Origin of the sequence: Neoluteolibacter marinus (assembly GCF_014904755.1) — a bacterium.
GTDB classification, from domain to species: Bacteria; Verrucomicrobiota; Verrucomicrobiia; order Verrucomicrobiales; family Akkermansiaceae; genus Haloferula; species Haloferula marina.
This window is the reverse complement of record NZ_JACZFQ010000048.1, coordinates 129,798-136,177: the sequence shown is the minus strand read 5'-3', so window position 1 is coordinate 136,177 and position 6,380 is coordinate 129,798. Positions and strand designations below refer to the sequence as shown.

Genomic DNA, 6,380 nt, shown 5'->3' with positions numbered 1-6,380 from the left:
GTTGGCGGCGGAAGACATCGCGTTTTTCGGCGTCGCCAATGTCGGCGAGGCGCGGCGCATCGCCGATGCCGGGGTGAGCACCCGGATCTACCTGCTCGGTGCCACCTGGTCGGAAGAACGGGCCGAGATCGTCGCCCGTGGCTGGACCCCGTGCATCTCCACGCTCGAGGAGGCGCGCCACTTCGACGATCTGGCGCGGGCCAACGGCACGCGCCTGAAAGTGCATCTCGCCGTCGACACCGGGATGGGCCGCGGCGGCTTCGTGGCGGAGGGCTTGCCGGAGAAACTGGCGGAGCTGGAAGCGCTGCCGAACCTCGAGATCGAGGGCCTCGGGTCGCACTTGCCGTCGGCGGACGAGGACGAGGCCTTCACCCGGGCCCAGTTCGACCGCTATGCGGCCATCCTCGCCTCGCTGGGCGGCCCGGAGCGCTTCCCGTGGCGGCATCTTGCCAACAGCGCCGGGCTGCTGGGCTATGATCGCGCCTGCTGCAACCTGGTTCGCCCCGGACTGATGCTTTACGGCATTTCGCCACTGCCGGATCCGCCGGTGGAATTGCGCAATGTCATGAGCCTGAAGTCCCGCGTCACGCTGGTCCGTACGTTACCGGCCGGCCACGGGGTATCCTACGGGCGCGAGTTCGTGACCACCCGCCCGACCCGCGTGGCGACGATCGGGATCGGCTACGGCGACGGCTATCCGCGGCATGTGTCGGGCCACGGTGCCGATGTTTTCATCCGCGGCCGGCGCTTCCCGCTGCTCGGCCGGGTGACGATGGACCAGATCATGGTCGACGTGACCGGCAGCGAGGTCGCGGAGGGCGACGAGGTCGAGATGTTCGGTCCCAACATCCGCGTCGACGAGGTGGCGAAGAAAGCCGGGACCATCGCCTGGGAGATCCTCACCGGGATCACCCCGCGGGTGGTGCGGGTCTATCAATGAGCGGGGGGCCGCTTCGCTTGCGCACGCCGGCCTTCTTGCTAGCGTGCGGCACCATGAAACCGCTCATCGCCTTGCTTGCCATGGCCGCCACCGTCGCGGCCGCCGACCTGACCGCGATCCCGTTCAAGACGATCAAGGGCAAGGACACGTCGCTGGCCGACTACAAGGGCAAGGTGGTGCTGGTCGTGAACACCGCCTCGAAATGCGGGAATACGCCCCAGTACGAGTCCCTCGAGGCGATCTACAAGAAGTACAAGCGCAAGGATTTCGTGGTGCTCGGTTTCCCCTGCAACGACTTCGGCGGGCAGGAACCCGGCACCGAGAAGGAGATCGCGGAGTTCTGCAAGGACACCTACGACGTCAGCTTCCCGATGATGGCCAAGGTTCACGTCAAGGGTGACCAGCAACACCCGCTCTACGCCGCGCTGACGGGCAAGGACGGCGCCTTTCCCGGCGACGTGACCTGGAACTTCGGCAAATTCCTGATCGGCAAGGACGGTCAAGCGATCGCCCGCTTCGAACCGAAAACCCAGCCCGACAGCCAGGAGGTCACCGCGGCGATCGAGAAGGCGCTGGAATAACCGCGCGGCCAACGCGCAGATCGTATACAGAATTTCCAGAGCCACACTGGGATTCGCGGAGTCCTGGACGTTCGATGGCGGGTCGGGAACGGATTCCTGAGGAGTTCCCGTCCGCCCGGTGCCTTTTTGGCACCTTGGACAAGCGCCGGATGCACATTGTCCGATTGTTTGTATACAATTATGTAGACAAGGAATACGCAGGTGTTACGCATGGGATCCATCGACCCGGCCATGGCCGGTCTGTCGTTCGAACCCAACCCCATCGCCAAACCCATGTACTCCCGACCGCACCTGCGTGTTCCAGGCTGCACGTTCCTTGCCGCTGCAGTCCTCGCCCCGGGCCTTTTGCTCGGCGGCACCATCCGGATCGACTTCGGTCCCAACGACGTCACCAACGGCAATCCGACCACCAGCCCCGACAGCAACGGCAAGTACTGGAACAACGTCACCGGCAACGGCGCCGTTGCCCCCGGGGTGCTGGCCAGCAACATGGTGACCGACGACAACACGCCGACGACGCTCGGGGTCAGGATCCATCCCGGCTGGTCGGCCAACGGTATCGCGACGGGCGGCCTGCTGGCCCCGGATGCCGGCCTTCTCGGCGACCTGGCCATCGACACGGCAACCCAGGACTATTTCTACGTCGGGGGCTCCGAGAAGGCTTCCATGTCGATCACCGGTCTCGACCCCGGCAAGCTCTACACCTTCCGCTTTTTTGCCACGCGGGCGGCCGACGACGTCCGTGAAAGCCAGTACCGGATCACCGCGGGCAGCGGTATCGCCTCGACGACGCTGCAGACCAGCGGCGTGGGCATTGGCGACGACGGGGTCTACAATGGCAACGACGACGAGATTGCCGAGATCGCCGACGTGCAGGCCGACGCTTCCGGGCAGGTCATCGTCGACGTGTCGATCGTCCAGGGCGGCTTCGCCTACGTCGGGGCGATGGAGATCGTCGAAGGGGCCGCCGCACCGCCGATCGTGGCCGGTGCGGACAGCGGCCGCCTGTTGATTGATTTCGGCCGCACCAACGGCCTGGACGGCAACATCACGATCAATCCGGACATCAACGGCAACTACTGGAACAATTTCGTGGGCAACGGCTTCCTGCCGAACCTCCTGACCCTGGAGAACCTCTTCACCAGCGACTACAAGCCGACCGGCATTTCCCTGACCACGGGCAGCGGGGGCGCCGGCGGTTGGGAGTCGAACGGCATCCGCAATGGCGGCCTGCTGGCCCCGAACCCGGCGTTGCTGGGGGACTTCGCGATCGACACGGTGACCCAGGACTACTTCTTCCTCGCCGGTGCCGGTGGCACGGCGTCGATGGAGATCAGCGGCCTGGATCCCGCCAAGGAATACACCTTCCGGATGTTCGCGACGCGCGAGTTGAACACCGATCGTCTCACGACCTACACGATGCATGCCGGCAACGGCATCCAGACCGTCGACCTGCAGACCTCCGGCGCGGCCATCGGCGACGGCGGATACAACGGCAACAACGACGAGATCGTCGAATTCACCGGCGTGCAATCGACTACCACCGGGACGGTGAAACTCGACCTGACCGCCACGACCGGGGGCTTCTGCTACATCGGGGCCATGGAGATCATCGTCGGCGCCGACGCGGCGGTCATCGAGCCGCCGGTTTCCACCACGGGAACGGTGAGGATCGACTTCGGCCGCGCGGACGGGATCGGTGCCAACGGCCGTCCCACCGTGAGCCCGGACGTGAACGGCAACTGGTGGAACAACCTCATCGGCTTCGGCGGCGTTCCGGCGGGCCGGGGTCTCTACAACATGGTCACGACCGACAACGTGCCGACCACCATCGACATCGTGACCTCGAGCGGCGGCTGGGATTCCAACGGCCGCAACAACGGCGGCTTGAAGCTGCCGGACGGGCCGGACGCCGGCTTGCTCGGCGACTTCGCGATCGAGAGCGCGACCGAGGATTACCTCTTCCGCGGCGGCAACACCGGCGACACCTCCTCGTTCACCATCACCGGGCTCGACCCGGACAAACGCTATGACTTCCGCATGTTCGCGACCCGCCAGAACACCGGGGTCCGCGAGACCACCTATACCATCACCGGCGCGGAAGGTCCGGTCTCCGTGGATCTCCAGACTTCGGGGCCGGCGATCGGGACCGGTGGCTACGACGGCAACAACGACACCATCGCCGAGATCACCGGGGTTGCCCCGGACTCCTCGGGAAGCGCGCAGCTGGACGTGACGATCCTCTCCGGTGGCTTCGCCTACATCGCCATCCTCGACATCATCGAAGTGTCCGACGCCCCGTTCGCGATCACCGCGATCGAGGTGACCGCCCCGGATGCGGTGGAGCTCACCTTCAACAGCAAGGCCGGCCATCTCTACGACATCCAGGCCAACCTCGACCTCGGCACCTTCGGCTCGATCGGCCAGGTCATCGCCTCCGGAGCGTCGACCACCTTCACCCGCAGCGGGGTGACGCTGGTGGACCGCGAGTTCTTCCGCGTCGAGGACCTCGGCGTGGCGCCGCCGCTGTTCAGCGCCGACTTCGAAAGCGATGACGGCGGGTTCACCGTGGTCGATCTCAGCTCCGGCGGCACCGGCAGCGACTGGCAGCACGGAACCCCGGCCTCGAGCGGGATCGGCGGGGCCGTGACCACGGGCAGCGGGGGCTCCGCCAAGTGCTGGGGCACCGACATCGGCGACCCCGGCTTCGTGAACACCGACACCTCGACCAGCCTGCGTTCGCCGGTGATCGATCTCACTTCGGTGACCGCCGCCACGCTGACCTTCTCCCAGGCGCTCGACTTCGATGTCAGCGACGTGGCCGAGGTTTACGTCATTGAGGCCGGCACCGACACCGTCATCGCGGGTCCGATCTACACCGCCGTCGACGACGACATCGTCGCCGCCAACTGGAGCACCGTCGCCCCGATCGCGCTGCCACCCGCCGCCTTCGGCCAGTCGGTGCGGCTGGAGTGGCGCTTCACCCGCCTGAACACGTCGAGCGACTGGTTGGGCTGGTACGTCGACGACGTGGTGTTGGACTACTGATCTCCTGGGTCGCCGGGTTGGCCGTCCCCACGCGGGGGCGGCGGGCGCCAAATGGATGGAATGCCATCCGTTTGGCGCTTCTTTTTCCGGGCCGGGTTACCAATCCAGGGTGGCGCGCACCGGGTAGTGGTCCGAGGGATAGTTGCCGTCCTTCGAGCTCCGCACGATCGCCGCGTTTTCCACCTTGAAGCCGGAGGAGGCGTAAACGTAGTCGATCCGGGCACCGTCCTTCGCGCCGGTGAAATGGTGGAAGGTGCCGCCTTCCTCCGGCGGGGTGTCCGGGTGGACGGAGCGCCAGACGTCGATGAGCCCCGTCGCCTTGATTGCCGTGTGCAGCGGATCGGCTTCGATCGCGTTGAAGTCGCCGGTCAGCAACACCGGACCCGTGCGGCCGGCGATCCGGCTGAGGATCAGCTCCGTTCCCTTCTGCCGGGCCTCTGCCGAGGCATGGTCGAGGTGGGTATTGAAGAAATGGAGGGTTTTCCCCGACTCGCGGTCGTAGAGCTTCGCCCAGGTGCAGATCCGGGTCACCGTGTTGCCCCAGGTGCAGGAATTCGGCACCGCCGGCGTGTCGGACAGCCAGAAAGTTTCCGACTGCTGGATGCGGAAACGGTCCGTCTTCACCAGGATGGCCGCGTATTCCCCGCGGTCGATCCCGTCCTCGCGGCCGACCCCGATCACGGCGTAGCCGTTCAGGCGCGCTGCCAGGTCGTCCATCATCTGAGGCAGGCCTTCCTGGATGCCGATGATGTCCGCGTCGTCGCTCCGGATCAATTCCGCCGCCTGGTCGCGCCGCTCCGGCCAGGCCTTGGCCCCGCGGTCCTCGCCGGTGATGTAGCGCAGGTTGTAGCTGAGGACCCGCAGGGGCTTCGCTTGCATCATCCCGGTGGCCAGCATTCCCGCGACGACCCCGGCCATTGCTTTCACGATCATGCCGACACACTGCGAACGGAGGCGGCGTGGCGTCGAATTCAAACTTCCGGATTGCCCCGCGCGGCAGCGTCCTGAAACTCCCGTCATGTCCGCCCGGTTCCTCCTTGCTTTCACGATCCTCCCCCTGGCCGGCGCCGCCGAACCGCGCGCCTACGAATGCAAGCGGTCGGACCAGGCCCCGGTGATCGACGGCGACTTGTCCGACGCGGTCTGGGAAAAGGCGGCCTGGACCGCGGACTTCATCGACATCCGGGGTGGCGACCATCCCGTGCCGGCGCACCGCACGCGGGTGAAGATGCTGTGGACCGCCGACGGCCTCCACGTCGCCGCGGAACTGGTCGAGCCGCATGTCTGGGGCACCCTGACCGAGAAGAACTCCATCATCTACCATGACAACGATTTCGAGATCTTCATCGATCCCGACGGCGACACCCTCAACTACTACGAGTTCGAGATCAACGCGCTCGGCACCATCTGGGAGCTGACCCTCGACAAGCCCTACAACCAGGGTGGGACGGCGAAGCTCGGCACCAATCTCGCGGGTCTGAAGAGTGCGGTGAAAGTGAACGGCTCCCTCAACGATCCGTCTGACACGGATCAATCGTGGACCGTCGAGGTCTTCCTGCCTTGGAAGGACCTCGCGCCCTATCAGGGAAAGCTCACCTCGCCGCCGAAGCCCGGCGACAGCTGGCGGATCAACTTTTCCCGGGTGGAGTGGCGGCACGAGATCAAGGACGGCAAGTACGCCCGGATTCCCGCCCATGGCACCGCGATTCCCGACGGCGAGCACCCCGAGGACAACTGGGTGTGGAGCCCGCAAGGAGAGATCAACCTCCACCTCCCGGAGAAATGGGGTCGGCTGAAGTTCACCGAGTGAG

Annotated in this window: 5 protein-coding genes; 4 read left to right on the top strand and 1 reads right to left on the bottom strand. The window is 65.9% G+C overall.

What is annotated here, in order from left to right; all coding sequences use genetic code 11:
- From alr to IG178_RS11290, 3 genes are all read left to right on the top strand, one after another.
- On the top strand, positions 1 to 940 hold a 940-nt coding region (gene alr, locus IG178_RS11300; RefSeq protein ID WP_193212654.1), incomplete at its 5' end, for an alanine racemase.
- A gap of 53 nt (positions 941 to 993) precedes the next feature.
- Entirely contained in the window at positions 994 to 1,521 is a 528-nt protein-coding gene (locus IG178_RS11295) for a glutathione peroxidase (protein ID WP_193212653.1), read from the top strand.
- A 273-nt stretch (positions 1,522 to 1,794) separates the two neighbouring features.
- Complete coding sequence (locus tag IG178_RS11290) at positions 1,795 to 4,569, top strand: autotransporter outer membrane beta-barrel domain-containing protein (protein WP_193212652.1); 2,775 nt, start codon at positions 1,795 to 1,797, stop codon at positions 4,567 to 4,569.
- 96 nt (positions 4,570 to 4,665) lie between these two features.
- Here the strand turns inward: IG178_RS11290 and IG178_RS11285 are convergent, their stop codons facing one another.
- Positions 4,666 to 5,487, bottom strand: a complete 822-nt coding sequence (locus IG178_RS11285; protein WP_226895322.1) for an endonuclease/exonuclease/phosphatase family protein — start codon at positions 5,485 to 5,487, stop codon at positions 4,666 to 4,668.
- 100 nt (positions 5,488 to 5,587) lie between these two features.
- On the opposite strand from IG178_RS11285, the gene IG178_RS11280 reads away from it, so the two are divergent.
- Positions 5,588 to 6,379 (top strand): carbohydrate-binding family 9-like protein, encoded by a 792-nt coding sequence (locus IG178_RS11280; protein WP_193212650.1) that lies wholly within the window; start codon positions 5,588 to 5,590, stop codon positions 6,377 to 6,379.
- The last annotated feature ends 1 nt before the right edge of the window (position 6,380 follow it).

Bases quoted from the DNA above. Each gene is read 5' to 3' on its own strand.
- IG178_RS11295 (WP_193212653.1), top strand. From the start codon at position 994: ATGAAACCGCTCATCGCCTTGCTTGCCATGGCCGCCACCGTCGCGGCC.
- IG178_RS11290 (WP_193212652.1), top strand. From the start codon at position 1,795: ATGTACTCCCGACCGCACCTGCGTGTTCCAGGCTGCACGTTCCTTGCC.
- IG178_RS11285 (WP_226895322.1), bottom strand. From the start codon at position 5,487: ATGGCCGGGGTCGTCGCGGGAATGCTGGCCACCGGGATGATGCAAGCG.
- IG178_RS11280 (WP_193212650.1), top strand. From the start codon at position 5,588: ATGTCCGCCCGGTTCCTCCTTGCTTTCACGATCCTCCCCCTGGCCGGC.